Origin of the sequence: Streptococcus sanguinis (assembly GCF_050234405.1) — a bacterium.
Taxonomy (GTDB): domain Bacteria; phylum Bacillota; class Bacilli; order Lactobacillales; family Streptococcaceae; genus Streptococcus; species Streptococcus sanguinis_W.
In genome coordinates this window covers 1,407,161-1,423,405 of sequence record NZ_CP092117.1, presented here as the reverse complement: position 1 = coordinate 1,423,405, position 16,245 = coordinate 1,407,161, and the positions used below count along the sequence as shown (strand labels likewise).

Here is a 16,245-nt window from a genome sequence, read left to right as displayed (position 1 = left end):
GAGAAGAAATGACAGAATATAATTGGAATGAAAAACATATCATTACTTTTCCTGAAGAAAAGGTAGCCCTGTCGACCAAGGATTTGCATGTTTACTACGGTAAAAAGGAATCCATCAAGGGCATTGATATGCAGTTTGAAAAAAACAAAATCACTGCTTTGATTGGCCCGTCAGGATCAGGTAAATCAACCTATCTTCGCAGCCTCAACCGCATGAACGATACCATTGATATTGCCAATGTGACTGGAGAGATCCTCTATGAGGGGATTGATGTCAACCGCCCTGAAATCAATGTTTATGAAATGCGTAAGCATATTGGCATGGTTTTCCAACGGCCAAATCCTTTTGCCAAGTCCATCTATCGAAATATTACCTTTGCTCATGAACGGGCTGGTGTCAGAGATAGAAAGGTTTTGGATGAGATTGTGGAGACTTCGCTTAAGCAAGCAGCTCTTTGGGATCAGGTCAAAGATGACTTGCACAAGTCAGCCCTGACCCTCTCTGGCGGTCAGCAGCAGCGGCTCTGCATTGCCCGTGCTATCTCAGTCAAACCAAACATTCTGCTCATGGATGAGCCAGCGTCAGCCTTGGATCCGATTGCGACAATGCAGCTGGAAGAAACCATGTTCGAACTTAAGAATAACTATACCATTATCATTGTGACCCACAATATGCAGCAGGCTGCCCGTGCTAGTGACTACACTGGATTCTTCTATCTGGGCGACTTGATTGAGTATGATAAGACGGCCAATATTTTCCAAAATGCCAAGCTTCAGTCCACTAATGACTATGTTTCAGGCCACTTTGGTTAAGCTGCCGTCCGTATTCATCACGATTCAACAAGCTTAGTCTTTGGTTGAATGTAAAATAAAATGAAGGAAAAACGTATGACAGAACCTATTTTGCAAGTCAAGGACTTGTCGGTTTATTATAATAAAAAGAAAGCCCTTAATAGCGTTTCACTTGATTTCATGCCAAATGAGATTACGGCTTTGATTGGACCGTCAGGCTCAGGTAAGTCAACCTTGCTTAAGGCTATCAACCGAATGGGCGACCTGAATCCAGAAGTAACAACTACAGGAACGGTCATTTATAACAGTCACAATATCTATGGCCCGAGGACAGATACGGTAGAGCTTCGCAAGGAAATCGGAATGGTCTTCCAGCAGCCCAATCCTTTCCCTATGACCATCTATGAAAATGTGGTCTATGGACTTCGGATTAATGGTGTTAAGGACAAGGCAGTTTTAGACGAAGCAGTAGAGCGCTCCCTTATTGGTGCTTCTATCTGGGACGAGGTCAAGGACCGTTTGCATGATTCCGCTATCGGTCTTTCTGGTGGTCAGCAGCAACGGGTTTGTGTGGCTCGCGTGCTAGCTACTAGTCCTAAGATCATTCTCTTGGACGAGCCGACATCAGCCTTGGATCCAATCTCGGCTGGGAAAATCGAGGAAACCCTCTACAGCCTGAAAGACAAATATACCATGCTTTTGGTCACTCGCTCCATGCAGCAGGCGTCTCGGATTTCTGAAAAGACCGGCTTCTTCCTTGGCGGAGACTTGATTGAATTTAATGAAACCAAGAAGATGTTCCTCAATCCAGCCCACAAAGAGACCGAAGACTATATTACCGGTAAATTCGGATAACAGAAAGGAATCTTATGCTTAGAGTACAATTTGAAGAAGATTTAGAAAAACTTCATAATCAATTCTACGCGATGGGAAATGAAGTCCTATCGCAGATTAATCGGACGGTGCGTGCCTTTGTTACGCATGACCGTGAACTGGCTCGTCAGGTCATTGAAGACGATGCTGAAGTCAATGAATACGAGGTGAAACTGGAGAAGAAATCTCTAGAAATTATCGCCCTGCAGCAGCCTGTGTCTCAGGATTTGCGGACCGTTATCACCGTGCTGAAGGCCAGCAGTGACTTGGAACGGATGGGTGACCACGCCGTATCGATCGCCAAAGCGACTGTTCGGATGAAGGGAGAGGTCCGCATCGAGTCTGTAGAAGATGCCATCAGCAAGATGGGGCGCGATGTTAAGAATTTCGTCGAAGAAACTCTGAACGTCTACCTCAATGGAAATGTAGACCAAGCCTATGCTGTAGCAGCTATGGATGAGAAAATCAACCAATACTTTGATGATATTCGCGATCTTGCTACAGAGGAAATCAAACAAAATCCAGAGCTGATTGTAACTGGCCGCGATTATTTCCAAGTTATTTCTTATCTGGAACGAATCGGCGATTATGCCAAGAATATCTGTGAATGGGTTGTTTACTTTGAAACAGGTAAAATTATTGAGTTGTGATGATCAAAAGATGCGATTTGTTTCGTGTCTTTTTTGTATAATCTCAAGTATGATTAGCATTCTATTTTGTGTTTTAACTTACAACTAACTATGTTATACTACGGAAGTAGCGTCAAAAATTGTTTTTTTATATGAGCAAAAAATGGAGAATGTTTATGAAGAAAAAAATCCTTATAATGATTACTGTTTTGGTCATGTTAGGTTCAGGCGGAATCTATATATACAACAAACTAACCAAACCTAACTTTAGCCTCAAAACAACCAAGCTCTATCAGCGAGGTTTTCGACTCTTAGAAGAACAATATGGGACCTATTTCAAAGAACACTATAAAGGTATTGAGAAGATTGAATTTTCTCCGATTTATATTGAAGGGGATAGTGGTGGTTCTATGCTAAATGCCTATGTACGTCCGACGATTTATGATAAATATGGGAATAAAGCAACATTAGGAACAACAATAGAGAACTACACACCTAATAGCTATGGTTTAGTTACTCATATATTTCTTGATTTTGATGGTGCAGGAAATGATGTTATAGAATTAATGGACTCACACGGTAATGAGATTGATGTTTCAAATGAAAAACATTTGCCAGACGAAGCAAAGCTTACAAGGGCTAAGGGAACTGATTTGAATATTGAATTATTAGTAGAAGATGGTCAGTTAAAGGATGTTGTTAAGGATGGAAAAGGAACCCCAGAAGCTGAAATCATTTACAATGTTAAGCTAAGTAAAGAGGAAGGATGATGTGGCACTAACTGGGGAATGTGATAGTTTTCCTAGCTATTTGAATGGGAACCTTTCTTCTATTATCATAAACCAAACGGACAGGTTATTCCCCTGTCTTTTTGTTTGCATTTATTCTGCAACGAAATCTTCTAAATATGATACAATAATAACAGATTATAAGCGAACAAGGGGAGCAGATTAATCTTGCTACGTTGTTCGTTAGATGAGGAGAAGCTGATGCAAGCAGTTAAACATTTTATTGAAACTTTTGTTCCTGAGCACTATGATCTTTTTTTGGATCTGAATCGTGCCGACAAGACTTTTTCAGGCAAGGTAACCATTACTGGGGAAGCTAAGACGAGTAAGATTTCCCTACATCAAAAAGATTTGACAGTTGAAGCTGTAGAGGTGGCTGGCCAAGCTCGTCCTTTCACTCTTGATAAGGACAATGAAGCTCTTTATATTGAGCTGGAAGCAGCTGGTCCTGTAGTGGTGACAATAACTTATACTGGTAAGATTACGGACAATATGACGGGGATTTACACATCTTACTACACGGTAGATGGTGTGAAAAAAGAAATCATTTCTACGCAGTTTGAGAGTCACTTTGCCCGCGAAGCCTTTCCGAGTGTAGATGAGCCAGAGGCTAAGGCAACTTTTGATTTGGCTTTGAAATTTGACCAAGCAGAGGGTGAATTGGCCCTGTCTAATATGCCGGAAATTGATGTTGAAAACCGCAAGGCGACTGGCGTTTGGAAGTTTGAAACGACTCCACGTATGTCTTCCTATCTCTTGGCTTTTGCTGCAGGTGATATGCAAGGAATTACTGCTAAAACCAAGAATGGAACTTTGGTAGGAGTTTATGCGACCAAGGCCCACCCAGAGAGCAATCTAGAGTTTGCTTTGGACATTGCGGTTCGCTGTATTGAATTTTACGAAGAATACTACGGAGTCAAGTATCCTATTCCTCAGTCACTTCACGTGGCCCTGCCAGATTTTTCTGCTGGGGCTATGGAAAACTGGGGCTTGGTGACCTATCGGGAAATTTATCTGCTGGTGGATGAAAATTCAACAGCTCTGAGCCGTCAGACAGTTGCCTTGGTTGTTGCACACGAACTAGCCCACCAATGGTTCGGAAATCTAGTGACCATGAAGTGGTGGGATGACCTTTGGCTCAATGAAAGCTTTGCCAATATGATGGAGTATGTCTCAGTTGATGCGATTGAGCCTAGCTGGAAGATTTTTGAAGATTTCCAGACCAGTGGAGCTCCTTATGCTCTCAAGCGTGACGCGACAGATGGCGTTCAGTCGGTCCATGTAGAGGTCAAGCACCCTGATGAAATCAATACTCTCTTTGATGGGGCGATCGTCTATGCCAAGGGTAGCCGTCTCATGCACATGCTGCGTCGTTGGCTGGGAGATCATGCTTTCCGTAAGGGGCTAGGTGCCTATTTCGAGAAGCATCAGTATGGCAATACCATCGGTCGCGACCTCTGGGACGCTCTTTCTCAAGCTTCTGGTCGTGATGTAGCTTCCTTTATGGATGCTTGGCTGGAGCAGCCGGGTTATCCAGTTGTCACTGCTAAGGTTGAAAATGACTGCTTGATTTTGACCCAGAAGCAGTTCTTCATTGGGGAGCACGAAGACAAAGGTCGTCTCTGGCCAGTGCCGCTTAACAGTAACTGGCAAGGACTTCCTGATACTCTGACGACAGAAAGACTGGAAATTCCTAATTATGCAGCTCTGGCAGCGCAAAATGAAGGAGCCCTGCGTCTCAATACAGAAAACACTGCTCACTATATTACAGATTATCAGGGTGAGTTGCTAGATGCTCTTCTGAATAATCTCAGCTCTTTGGACAATATCAGCAAACTACAAATCGTGCAGGAGCGCAGACTTCTGGCAGAGTCTGGTAAGATTTCCTATGCGGACCTGCTGCCAGTTATCAGCAAGTTGGCAAACGAAACTTCTTATATGGTAGTTTCGGCTGTTTCCCAAGTGCTGGAAGGCTTGAACCGCTTTGTGGATGAGGGCAGTCAGACTGAAGAAGATTACAAAGCCCTGTTGAAAGTTCTCAGTCAAAGCAATTTCGACCGTCTTGGTTTTGAAAAACAGGCAGGCGAAAGCGATGAGGACGAGATGGTTCGTCAGCTAATTGTGGGTAATATGATTAAGGCTGACGATGAGACAGCTAAAGCTCAAGCAAGCCAGATTTTTGACAAGTATCGTGATAATTTGGAAAAACTTCCTGCCGCTATTCGTCTGCAGGTATTGGTCAACCAAATCAAGCATCATGAAAGCAAGGAGCTGACTAAGCTTTATCTGGACTTATATGTCGCTTCAAATGATGGAAGCTTCAAAAATGCTCTTTCTACAGCCCTTTCTTATACGAAGAACAAAGAAACCTTGGATGAACTTTTAGCGACTTGGAAGGATAAATTTACTGTAAAACCGCAGGATTTGTCAGCTTGGTATGGTCGTTTCCTCAGCCGGGATTTTACTCAAGAAGCAGTATGGACTTGGGCGCGTGAGAATTGGGACTGGATCAAGGCTGCATTAGGTGGCGACATGAGCTTTGATAGCTTTGTCATTAGCCCGGCAATGGTCTTCAAGACAGAGAAGAGATTAGCAGAATACAAAGCCTTCTTTGAACCACAGTTGGACGATATGGCGATTAGCCGAAACATCAGCATGGGAATCAAGGAAATCGCTGCGCGTGTTGAACTGGTGAAGTGCGAGAAAGAAGCAGTGGAAAAAGCAATTCGAGCTGCTATCTGATAGTTATAATTGAATTGACAAGAAAGTCTGAGATATTATCTTATCTCAGACTTTTTCTTTATCATTTTGAGTATTTAAACATTGCTTATATGCCTTTGCTTTGATAAAATAGAGAAGTATGTAAAATAAACAGGCAACTGTTTAAAGGAGAAATGGAGTTTATAATGGAAAAGAAAATAGTCTATGGCTTCCGCAAGAGCCCCCTTTCTAAGGGCTTGTGCGGAGCTGTTTTGGGTGCGGCTTTGATGGTAGCGGCCGGATCAGTTCAAGCAGAGGAGAAGGTATCTTCAGCAGCAGACCAGTCTGCCCTTTCTGAAGCAGCTCTTTCGCCAACCGAAGCACCCCAGCCAACTGCTGCCCCTGCTCAGTCAGAGCCAGTAGGGCAAGACAAGCTCCTTTTGGAGGTTTCCCATTCGGAAATGGATCAGGCTTTGGCTGAGGCCGAGAAAGCAGGAATTCAGATAAAGCAGGAGCCGACTGTTGATTTAGGAACAGCTAGAAATCCAGAAGAAGCTGCGAGTAAACGGGAGACAGCGCTAGCGGATTATGCGACTCAAATCAAGGAAATACGTGAAAACACAGCAGCTTATCAAGAACAGTTGAAGACCTATGAGAAAGAGCTCAGTCAGAAAGAGTCTGCCAATCAAGCCCTGAAAGACCAATATGACAAGGCTCTGGCTTCCTATGAACAAGAGTCCAGTCGCATTCAGGCTGAAAATACTCAGCTAGAGGCAGACTATGAGCAGAAACGGACGGCTTATCAGGCAGAATTGAGCCGTATAGTAAAAATCAATCAAGAGAAAGAAGCCTCCTATCAAGCAGCTTTAGCAGCCTATCAAGAGGAGCGTTCACGGATTTCACAAGAAAATGCTCAAGCAAAAGCAGACTACCAAACTGCTATGGAGAGCTATGCTACAGAGCTGAAAGCTACCCAGGAGAAGAATGCAGAAGCAAAGCGTCGCTATGAAGAAAAGCTTGCTCAGGTCTCAGCTCACAACAAAGCAGCCCAAGCTGAAAATGCAGCCATTGCAGAACGAAATCAGGCAGCTGAAAAGGCCTATCAGGAAGCAGTCAAGCAGTTTGAAGCTGAAGTTTCCAGGCTGGCTCAGGTTAAGGCGGGAAAAGAAGCTGTTTATCAAGCTGTCTTGGCTGACTATGAGAAAGAATTGGCTCGGGTTCAGAAAGAAAATGCTGAGCTAGAGCAGCAGTATCAGTCAGAATTGACGGCTTACCAGCAGGAAGTAGAACGCATTCAAAGAGACAATCAAGCTGCTAAACAATCTTATGAGACAGCGTTAGCCAAAATTCAGGAGCAGAACAAAGAGATTGAGGCCCAAAATCTAGCTGTTCAGAAGAAAAATGCGGGCTTAAAGGAGCAGTATGAGGCTGATTTAGCTGCTTATCAAGAGAGATTGGCTGAGATTCGTCAAAAAAATCAAGCAGCAGAGAAAGACTATGAGAGCAAATTAGCTGCTTATCAAAAGAATCGCTCTGAAATCGAAGCTGCTAATGAGACCAAAGAAAGAGATTATCAAGCAGCTTTGACTGCCTATCAATCTGAACTTGAGCGTGTCCAAGCTGAAAATAAGAAGCGCCAAACTGCCTATGAGACAGAAAAAGCAGAAGTAACAGCCCGTAATGCTGCCATTGAAGCTGAAAACGCCCAGATTCGTCAGCAAAATCAGGAAAAACAAGAGCTTTATAAAAATCAATTAGCTCAATATGAGCAGGATGTGGCTCGAATCACCGAAAGCAATCAGAAAAGTCGAGAAGCATATGAGAAAGCCTTGCTTACCTACCAGGAGGCGACTGCTCGGATTGAGACAGAAAACAAGAATAAACTAGCTGCTTATCAGGCAGACTTAGCGACATACCAAGCAAATCTTGCAAAGATTGAAGCAGAAAATCAAAGACTAAAAGAAGACTATGAGGCAAACCTTGCTTCTATTTCAGCACAGAACGCAGTGATTGAGCAGGAAAATGCAAGCATTAAAGGAAAAAATGCCCGCTTGAAAGCTGACTATGATAAGCTGTTGGAAGAATATAAGAAGGCAAAAGCTGCCTATGATACAGCCAAAACTAAGTATGATGCAGCTCTTGTAACTTTTGAGAGAGAGTTGCAGGAAGCTGAAGCTAAGAAAAATGAAGAAGGCTATCTCAGTAAGGTTGAAAGCCAGCCTTTTGTTTTCAAATCTGAGCCCCAGGCTGTCTTGACGCTTGATCCCTCTATTAGAACCTATACCAATGATGAGCTGACTGATGAGGTTCGTTCTTGGAGAATGGATGAATCAGGAATGAGAGCTTTGACCAGTGTTTTAAAAGGGAAAGAGCATCAGACCAAGGTCGTTTTGCAAAAAAATGTGCCTCTGGTAGCTACTTATACCAATATCAAAAATTCCAGTATTCAAGGCAAGAAAATCGCTAAAGTTATCTATACTTATACTCTGAAAGAATCAACGAAGAGTCAGGATAAGCTGCCGGTTTTCTTAGTTAAGGATCCGACCTTGACTGTGTGGACCTTGGATTTTTATGGCCAATCTCGAGTCAATGTCCAAGCGGAGTTTTTCGATGAGGCAGGAGAAAAACTTGATATGACAGGCTCGCTAGTCAGCTTCTCATCTTTAAATACGAACAAAGCTGCGATTGAGTACATCAAGAATTTTAATGGTGAATATGTTCCTATCACAGGATCTGCTATTAACATTCACCCAGATACCAGTGTTCATGCCGATATTTCTATTAACCATGAGAAGGAAGGCTCTCGCTTTGAGTATAATAAGTGGGATACGCCCACTAGTCCCTATAACTGGTATGGCGCTATCGTCGGTAAGGCACAGGGAGATGTCATTTCTTTTGATATCGGTTCGCGAAATCGGGGTTCTGCTTGGTTTGTATTTAACTCTGATATTAAAGCCAAAGGTGTTCCAATGAAGCCTGTTGCTCCGACAGAAGTTGCTCAACCTCAGGAACCGGCTTATGAGGAAGTCAAGGCCTTGCAGCCTCTTCCGAGTCAGCCAGTCTATCAACCTTTGCCAGAAGAGCCAGTTCAGCCGACCTATCAAGAACTTCCTAAACAGCCGACAGAAACTCAGCCTCTTCCTCTTCCAAATCGGCCTGAGGAGCCAGCAGTTCTACCGGAAAGAGATTTGGAAAGTCTGCCGCAAGAGCCAACTTATCTGCCTGAGCCGCTTCAACCTCAAAAGCCAGTTTATCAGGAAGTGCCAGAAGAACCTAGCTCCCCTTCTCTATTGACAGAGCCGACTGCAGTTGAAGAGCCGACCTATGAGAAGGAGCAGCCCTTGCTGAGCCTTCCGCAAGCACCGGCCGAAGATCCACTGCCACAGGCACCTCAACGACCATCTTATTTTAAGGAACCAGAAAAACCTCAAAAAGCTCCTGAAGCAAGCACGGGAGAAGGACCGAAACCGCCTGCTTATGAAGATGAAATTGCTTTACAAGACCTTCCACTGGAACCAAGTTATATGCAGAAACCTCAGCTCCCTCAAGAACCAGTTCTTCAGCCTGAGCCTCAGGTACCTGTCAGAGAAAGTGACCTGCCTTTGCCTGAGAAGCCTGAAAAGCCGACCTATCAAGATCTTCCTCAAAAACCGGCTAAACCTAGCTATCAAGCTTTGCCAAGCCGTCCGCAAGCGCCGACTCAAACTTATCACTTTAACCAGCTCTTTATCCAGTTAAAAGTCAGAGAAGAGGTGGAGAATGAGTCCAAGAAGAATATTCATCAACAAGAGGTTAGCCATGGAAGTTTTGCTGTCCTTAATCTGGTAACGGATGCTTTGCCTGCTTATCGCTTGCCAATTCACTCTTTCGTATTGGAAGATCGTCTGCCAGAAGGTTTTGAATTGGATCTAGAAGCGACTAGAGCGAAAAGTCCTGGTTATGAAGTTTCTTATGACCCGAGCACCAGAGTCTTGACTTTTGTTGCTGCACCAGGTCTGCTTGAAGGCTACAATGCTGACTTGAATACTGCGACCGAGACGCTAGCTCCAGCAGCAGTCGGTCGACTCTTGTATCCAGGCAGAACTTATACCAATCATTTCAGCTTGCTGATTAATAATCAATACCGGATAGAGTCCAATCAGGTTAGTGTTTCAACACCTCCTGCAGAAATTACTATTCAAACAGCACAGAAATTTGAGCCTCTGTCAAACCAGACTTGGCAGCATCAAAGATCTGCAAGTAAACAAGCAAGCAACTTGCAGCTATCTGTCAGCTACCAAACCAAAGAAAGAGCTTCTCAAGGTCAACTGCCTAAAACTGGAAGCAATACGAGCTCTCTTCTTACTTATCTTGGCTTTGCGGTCTTGCTAGCTTCAGCTGGCTTCCGTTCTTCTAAGAAAGAGTCATAAAAAGATAAGCAGCTCCTGCATCCAGAGCTTTTGAACATGATAAATCAAGACTGAGACAATTTTGTCCCAGTCTTTTTTGCAGCTGATTTTTTGGGCAAATGGTTGATAGATGTATCAAGTATTTTAGATAGGCAAGTATTTTAAGATGAACGTAAATCATGTTATAATAGCCATGTCAAAGAATTTTTACCTACAATAATCACTAATGTTAAAGAATTTCATCTAGCCAAATAACTAAAAAATAAGTATGATGAGGAGGAAAAGATAATGTTAGGAAAACAATTGAAGTTTATACGGGAGCAAAAAGGCTATAGTCAAGCTCAGATTGCAGAATCACTAGGGACGACTCGGCAGACCATCTCGAACTGGGAAAATGATAAGACGATTCTAGATAGTGTAAGTCTTATTCGTCTAGCCGATTTTTACCAGATTTCATTAGATGAGCTATGTGGTCGAAATGCTTTATCTATCTCCAAAGATTCGAGCATAAAATCAATGATTTTGACAAATGCCTGTACACTTTGGACTTGCTTTGTTTCATCTCTCGGATAGTTCTATTGATTTTCCTGCTAACTTTTTAGTTATTTAGAATATTAGGAGGAAAACAATGTTTTACTATTTTTATTTATCTCTCGCAATTCTATTTGAAATTTCCGCCACAAGTCTTTTAAAACTATCTCAAGGTTTTTCGAAACTATTTTTCGGTTGCCTTGCTTTGACGTTTTATGGCTTGTGCTTTTTCTTTTTATCTCTATCTTTAAAGGGCATTCAGTTAAATCTAGCTTATGCTATTTGGTCTGGAATAGGTCTAGTAGGGACAACGATATTATCTATTCTGCTGTGGCACGAAAAAGTAACAGCTGTAAGTCTTTTAGGGATAAGTCTAGTTATTGTCGGACTTGTTTTATTGAATTTATCACAAAAGACTCACTAGAGAATGGAGAATGATATGTTTGATAATTATTTTAAAAATAAAAAGGTTGTAATTATTGGTGCAAGTGGCAGTTTGGGAAGAGTCTATACACGAGCTTTTCATCAAGCAGGTGCTAGGTTATATCTCTTAGGAAGAGATATAGAGAAGTTAAAGATGTTGGTGCAAGAATTTTCGTCTTTTATTCCAATAAGCTCAGTGGATATTACAAGTGAAGAGTCTCTAAAAAATGCAGTATCAGAGATACAAGAGTGGTCGGAATGTATAGATATTGTTATCAATGCAACTGGTTTTGATGTAAGAAAGTCTTTGTCAGCGCATTCCCTTGAGGACATAGAGCAGACACTGTTAATCAATTTATCTGGCGCCATTCTGATTAGCAAGATTTTTCTGCCCTTATTAGCAAATGAAAAAGGTGCTACAATTGTGCATTCTGGCGGTTTTGCAGATGGGCGGCTCGCTTTCCCTTACTATAGCGTAGATGTGGCTAGTCGCGCAGGGATTTTTTCTTTTATTGAATCAATGAATCGCGAATTAAAGCAGGAGCAGAAAAAGGTGTATTTAACCTATTTTTGTCCCAATGCTGCGGATACACCCTCAGAAAAGCCTTACCATCCTATTTGGAAAGAAATGGGGATTATGATTTCAACTACAGACGAAGTTTGCCTAGCTTTGCTAAAAGGTATTAAGTCTCATCAAAGAGTCATCCTGATGGGGCGAGGGGCATTTTTGTTTGCTAAACTCAATCTTTTGTCTTCAAGATTAGCTGATTTTCTTTTATTAGATAAATATAGCCGTATATTGAAAAAGCACTTTGCATAATCCATTTTCCCTATTTTTCAGCCTTTTTTAAGAAAAAATTCAGTCCTGTTTAAGTAAAAAACTATATGATAATGCTATTCTAGTGAAAGGATGTGTATGGGATGACTTGTAAGCTGCATTAGCTTCTTGCTTGAAAGAAAGAGTCAGAAAAATTTACAAAAGAAAGAAGGTAATAGATTTAATGGATATGGAAAAAATGATTGTTGTAGAAAAAAGTATCAAATGGTGGCTGACGGTTGCGACGGGTGGTGCTCTAGCAGTCGGACTTCTGGGTGGCTATGGTCTTGCGACAGTTATTCACGGTACAAACAATCAGCAATCAGCTATTCAACAGCCAGCTACTATGCCTGGAGCACCGGAGCAGGGACAGAATGGTCAGAGTGCAGGAAATGGATTGCCACCACAACCAGGTCAGAATGGTCAAAATGGTGGACCGGGTAATGGAATGCCGCCGCAGGATAGTGGTTCAGGACAAAACGGTCAAGACCAAGGAATGCAGCCTCAAGACGGCCGGCAGTCTGACAATGACAAGAGCAAGGATTCTCCTACTCAGCAAAATGACAACGGGAAGAAAAACAATAAAAAGTCTTCAACGAACACAAATGAACAATCGGACAAGAACAATAATAAGTCGACAAAAGAAAATAAAACGTCGCAGTCGTAGAAAAAACTTACTGATTTTGACCCGAGTCATGATATAATAAGAATAGCAAATAAAACAAAAACCAAAAGACATAATCTTGGAAAGTTTTATTGGAGGAAAGAAAAATGATTAAAATTCTATTGGTAGAAGATGACCTTGGACTGTCAAACTCAGTTTTTGATTTTTTAGATGATTTTGCAGATGTAATGCAGGTTTTTGATGGCGAAGAAGGTCTATATGAAGCAGAAAGCGGTGTTTATGACCTCATCTTACTGGATCTCATGCTGCCTGAAAAGGACGGTTTCCAAGTGCTGAAAGATCTCCGAGCAAAAGGAGTCACAACACCTGTTCTCATAATGACAGCTAAGGAAAGCTTGGATGACAAAGGACATGGCTTTGAGCTCGGAGCTGACGACTATCTGACAAAACCTTTCTATTTGGAAGAACTGAAAATGCGGATCCAAGCGCTCTTGAAACGCGCTGGTAAATTCAACGAGAATACTCTTTCTTACGGTGATGTGACGGTCAATCTATCCACAAATTCAACCACGAAGGCAGGTAAAGACGTAGAGTTGCTTGGTAAAGAGTTCGACCTCTTGGTTTATTTCTTGCAAAATCAAAATGAAATCTTGCCTAAGACTCAAATTTTTGATCGTCTCTGGGGCTTTGACAGTGATACCACTGTTTCCGTTGTCGAAGTGTACGTTTCCAAAATTCGTAAAAAACTGAAAGGAACGACATTTGCGAAAAACCTACATACTCTTCGTAGTGTCGGCTACATTTTAAAAGATGCTGAATAAAATCAAGAAGACCTTTTATGCGGATGATTTCTCTTATTTCATTCGCTATTTTGGGCTCTTTACATTAATCTTCTCAGCCATGACCTTGATTATTATTCAGGTTATGCGCTCCAGCCTTTATACGTCTGTTGATGAAAATCTTAAAAACCTGAGCAATGATCCTAGTTCGGTAGCAGATTTGGCCTATCGGACGACAGGTCAGCAGTCTAATCCTAGCAATAAGGTCAACACTAAAAGTCCTAAGAGCAGTAAAGATCCAGATGGCGATCCAAACGAAGAACCTAAGCCTGACAATTTGACGACGCCAAATTTCAGTTCTAATACTTTCGCTCTGCTTTTGGATGATAATTATAAAAATATTTCCACCAGCAAGAGCGATGGCTTTCTGGACTTTAATTCATTAGAGTTTAACAAGTCCTATCTGAATCAAATCAAGGAAATTGTGATTGGCAACAGCTTTGGTCAGACAGAAAGCTATCGGGCTTATCTCTTTGATATTGATCCTAAAAATGAGTATCCTGATATCAAGTATGCTGTGGTCATGACTAGTATCAGCCAGCTGGAGCAGACCAGCAGCAAGCATGAGCAGTTGATTGCCATGGTCATGGTCAGCTTCTGGGGAATTTCTCTGATTGCCAGTATTTATCTGGCTCGTATGAGTGTCAAGCCTCTGCTGGAAAGTATCCAGAAGCAGAAGGCTTTCGTGGAAAATGCCAGTCACGAGCTACGGACTCCTCTGGCAGTATTGCAGAGCCGCTTAGAGACGCTTTTTCGTAAGCCTGAAGCTACAATTATGCAGAGCAGTGAAAATATTGCTTCTAGCTTGGATGAAGTACGGAATATGCGCTTGCTGACAACCAATCTGCTCAACCTGGCCCGTCGCGATGATGGCATTAAGCCACAATATGGTGAAGTCGAACCGGAATTTTTTGATACGACCTTTGCTAATTACTGCATTATCGCAAGGGAGAATAAAAAAGCCTTTCATTCAGAAAATATGATCAAGCACCCCATTGTGACAGATCAAATTTTCCTCAAGCAGCTGATGACCATCCTATTTGACAATGCTATCAAGTACACAGATGATGATGGCGTAATCAGTGTCATGGCTACTTCGACAGATCGTCACCTTATTTTCCGAGTGGCGGACAATGGTCCTGGTATCAGAGATGAAGATAAGAAGAAGATTTTTGATCGCTTTTATCGGGTGGATAAGGCTCGGACCCGTCAGAAAGGTGGCTTTGGTCTAGGACTTTCTCTGGCCAAGCAGATTGTCGATGCTTTCAAGGGCACTATTTATGTCAAGGACAACAAACCAAGAGGTACGGTCTTTGAAGTTAAACTGCTACTGAAAGAAACGAAAAAGCGTTCTGTAAAATAGCGGGAGAGGCCTAATATGAACATTTTGGTTTATGGTGCTGGCACGATTGGTTTGACATACGCTTGGTTACTGTCTAATCAACATCAAGTTACTGTCTTAGTTAGAGAGCATAAGCTGTCGACTTTAGAGCAAGGCTTCACACTTTCTATTAAAGATTTAAGGAAAGATGAACAGGTCTATAAAGAACATCATTTCCAGCCGCCATTGGTGACGAGTATCGCTCAAGACTATGACTTGATTCTCTTAACGGTAAATAGTTTGCAACTAGAGCAGGCATTGAATCATTTGGCGGATATAAAGGAAAAAGCTCATTTACTTATTTTACAGAATAACTGGAATATCAACTCCAAGATTCCTTCTTATTTGGACAGAAAGCAGGTGTCGTTAGCTTTTCCTTCTTCTGTTGGAGGAGGGCGAAAGAGTGATGGTCGGATCCAAGCTATCATTTTCAAAGAAGCTACGTTACTTGATGATGATTCTTACACAGCAGAGTTGTCTCCTATCTTCACAGCTAGTGGGATAGGCATTGATGCTATGCCTAACTTGGCTTCTTGGATGAAGGTTCACTGCCTTCAGGAGGCGGTAATGGCAGGTGCAGTTGCAGAAGCGGGGACTTTTGATGCACTCTTGAAAGATAAAAAAGCAATTCGAAAGATGATTTGCGCTTGGCGAGAAGGTTTAGAACTCTGTCAGCGATATGGCATTCCTAAACATCGTTATAAACCTACTAAATATCTATCCCTGCCCTTATTTCTCTTGGTTCCAGTAATGAAGTTCATGTTGAGTCAGCCTTTGGTTGCCGAAATGGTCACAAATCATATGCATTCAGGCTATGCCGAGTGGGTTGATCAATATTTTGAAATCAAAAGAAGTGCTGAAAAGGAAAGCATTCCCATGCCTCAATGGAATTCGTATAGCGACTTCATTGAACATTTTTTGAAAAACAATTCTTAGCAGGCCTTAATGGCTTGCTTTTTATCTGGCTTTTATTTACTTTTTTAAAAATTTAATATAAGTTTTGCCCAAAATAGGGTATAATAATAAACAAGAAAGAATGAGGTGAAATTATGGCATCAAAAATGTTACATACTTGTTTACGTGTGGAGAATTTGGAAGCGTCTATCGCTTTTTATGCAGAGGCTTTTGGCTTTAAAGAGCTGCGCCGCAAGGATTTTCCAGATTATCAGTTTACTATCGTTTATCTAGGTTTGGAAGGCGATGATTATGAGCTGGAACTGACCTATAACTATGACCATGGTCCTTATGTGATTGGGGACGGTTTTGCTCATGTGGCACTTAGCACGCCAGACTTGGAAGGTCTGCACGCTGAGCACAAGGCCAAAGGCTATGAAGTGACAGATCCAAAGGGTCTTCCCGGCAACCCGCCTAATTATTATTTTGTAAAAGATCCTGATGGCTACAAGGTGGAAGTCATTCGTGAGAAGAGTCTCTAACATCTAGCTGCAGTTAATTTTGCA

At 42.1% G+C, this 16,245-nt stretch carries 14 protein-coding genes; all 14 read left to right on the top strand.

What is annotated here, in order from left to right:
- Positions 1-8: 8 nt before the first annotated feature.
- On the top strand, positions 9-812 hold the full coding sequence (pstB, locus tag MFP28_RS07085) for a phosphate ABC transporter ATP-binding protein PstB (protein WP_002895769.1): 804 nt from the start codon (positions 9-11) through the stop codon (positions 810-812).
- Positions 813-887: 75 nt separating this feature from the next.
- Positions 888-1,646, top strand: coding sequence for a phosphate ABC transporter ATP-binding protein PstB (pstB, locus tag MFP28_RS07080; RefSeq protein WP_009660526.1), 759 nt, complete (start codon positions 888-890; stop codon positions 1,644-1,646).
- Between the two features lie 14 nt (positions 1,647-1,660).
- The gene (phoU, locus tag MFP28_RS07075) at positions 1,661-2,314 is read left to right on the top strand and encodes a phosphate signaling complex protein PhoU (RefSeq protein WP_002895767.1); all 654 of its coding nucleotides are present in this window, start codon (positions 1,661-1,663) and stop codon (positions 2,312-2,314) included.
- Positions 2,315-2,469: 155 nt separating this feature from the next.
- Positions 2,470-3,063 (top strand): hypothetical protein, encoded by a 594-nt coding sequence (locus MFP28_RS07070; protein WP_080556458.1) that lies wholly within the window; start codon positions 2,470-2,472, stop codon positions 3,061-3,063.
- Positions 3,064-3,282: 219 nt separating this feature from the next.
- A complete protein-coding gene (locus MFP28_RS07065; RefSeq protein ID WP_002906775.1) occupies positions 3,283-5,823 on the top strand; it encodes a M1 family metallopeptidase in 2,541 nt (846 codons plus the stop codon).
- Between the two features lie 152 nt (positions 5,824-5,975).
- Positions 5,976-10,190, top strand: coding sequence for a GbpC/Spa domain-containing protein (locus MFP28_RS07060; RefSeq protein ID WP_002906774.1), 4,215 nt, complete (start codon positions 5,976-5,978; stop codon positions 10,188-10,190).
- A gap of 267 nt (positions 10,191-10,457) precedes the next feature.
- Positions 10,458-10,742 (top strand): helix-turn-helix domain-containing protein, encoded by a 285-nt coding sequence (locus MFP28_RS07055; protein WP_002906772.1) that lies wholly within the window; start codon positions 10,458-10,460, stop codon positions 10,740-10,742.
- A gap of 55 nt (positions 10,743-10,797) precedes the next feature.
- On the top strand, positions 10,798-11,124 hold the full coding sequence (locus MFP28_RS07050) for a DMT family transporter (protein ID WP_002906770.1): 327 nt from the start codon (positions 10,798-10,800) through the stop codon (positions 11,122-11,124).
- Between the two features lie 3 nt (positions 11,125-11,127).
- Positions 11,128-11,943, top strand: a complete 816-nt coding sequence (locus tag MFP28_RS07045; RefSeq protein ID WP_002906769.1) for an SDR family NAD(P)-dependent oxidoreductase — start codon at positions 11,128-11,130, stop codon at positions 11,941-11,943.
- 181 nt (positions 11,944-12,124) lie between these two features.
- Positions 12,125-12,607 carry a hypothetical protein gene (locus tag MFP28_RS07040; protein ID WP_032912009.1) on the top strand — a complete coding sequence of 161 codons (483 nt, stop codon included), beginning with the start codon at positions 12,125-12,127 and terminating at the stop codon, positions 12,605-12,607.
- Between the two features lie 104 nt (positions 12,608-12,711).
- Positions 12,712-13,386 carry a response regulator transcription factor gene (locus tag MFP28_RS07035; RefSeq protein ID WP_002906767.1) on the top strand — a complete coding sequence of 225 codons (675 nt, stop codon included), beginning with the start codon at positions 12,712-12,714 and terminating at the stop codon, positions 13,384-13,386.
- Positions 13,376-14,767 carry a sensor histidine kinase gene (locus MFP28_RS07030; RefSeq protein ID WP_002906766.1) on the top strand — a complete coding sequence of 464 codons (1,392 nt, stop codon included), beginning with the start codon at positions 13,376-13,378 and terminating at the stop codon, positions 14,765-14,767. Before MFP28_RS07035 ends, MFP28_RS07030 begins: the two co-directional genes overlap by 11 nt.
- 15 nt (positions 14,768-14,782) lie before the next feature.
- Positions 14,783-15,721 carry a ketopantoate reductase family protein gene (locus MFP28_RS07025; RefSeq protein WP_002906765.1) on the top strand — a complete coding sequence of 313 codons (939 nt, stop codon included), beginning with the start codon at positions 14,783-14,785 and terminating at the stop codon, positions 15,719-15,721.
- 113 nt (positions 15,722-15,834) lie between these two features.
- Positions 15,835-16,221: a lactoylglutathione lyase gene (gene gloA / locus MFP28_RS07020; RefSeq protein ID WP_002895748.1), complete on the top strand. Its 387-nt coding sequence runs from the start codon at positions 15,835-15,837 to the stop codon at positions 16,219-16,221.
- Positions 16,222-16,245 lie beyond the last annotated feature (24 nt).